General features: G+C 41.3%; 1 protein-coding gene. It reads right to left on the bottom strand.

Annotated elements, in window-relative coordinates; translation table 11 throughout:
* Positions 1 to 59: 59 nt before the first annotated feature.
* The coding region (locus tag QM911_RS09835; RefSeq protein ID WP_414313878.1) for an IS30 family transposase at positions 60 to 944 on the bottom strand (885 nt) is incomplete at its 5' end.

Raw genomic sequence — 944 nt, 5'->3', positions numbered from 1 at the left:
TAAGTTCCGCTATGGTGGAAGTTAGTGTGAGACGTTTGAATGGGGTTGAAGGTTAGTTTTTAGATCTTATGTTGGAGTAATTTAGACGACTGACAGACGTCTTCTGCAGGTATTTTAGAAATGCCGAGAAGCTTAGGAATTTCTTCTCCGTAAGTAAAAGCAAAGAGTTCATAGGCTGATTTTCCATTCAAAGCAGCGCGCTTGACGCTATTGACATGTGAACAAACGAGATTGATGTCCTCTTGAGTTAAATTGTCAAAGGAAGTTCCCTTTGGTAGAATGTCGCGAATCAGCGTGTGATTTTTCTCAATTCTCCCTTTCTGGTCAGAGCGATTAGGGTCACAAAAGAAGAGTTTTATTTCACCACGAATATCCATTTCGATGTCCTTAACCCTGGCAAACTCTCCTCCATTATCTGTCAGAATAACAGGAAAGAGTTGGAAGAAATCTTTGTCAGCTTCGTAAAGAGTGTTTTTGATGTCATAGAGGTGTTTGGTAACCTCAAGGGCAGTTTTATTCTCCAGAAGCCTAGCGAAGATAAAGTTACAGAAGGACAGGTTGAAGGTGAGTAGGACCTTGCCTCCAGTCCTGCCCATAACTGTATCCATTTCCAGCCAAGAGTTCAGTTGGTTAAGTGCTAAATAGTTTTGGAAATCCTCATAGGAACGGCCTTTTTTCGCTTCTTTAGGGATGGAAGGTAGGTTACTTGTTCGTCTTTCTTTGAATTTAACGGCTCTAGTTAGATCAATAGGAGCGATAGACAGGTAACCTTTTCGGATGTGTCGATAGACGGTTGAGGAGCTGACATCAAGGTTATGAGTTTTGAGGATATGATAGATGTGTTGTCCCTTTTTAACCCCCTCAGAAATGATTTTATCCATGTCCCAGAAAGTTTGAGAATTGAGAGGAGTTCCTTCACGAGCTTCGACAAGAGTTTGTTCGTA

The organism is Streptococcus infantis (assembly GCF_047460825.1).
GTDB lineage: Bacteria > Bacillota > Bacilli > Lactobacillales > Streptococcaceae > Streptococcus > Streptococcus infantis_V.
The sequence above is the reverse complement of the archived record's forward strand: the minus strand, read 5'-3'. Positions and strand labels throughout refer to the sequence as shown.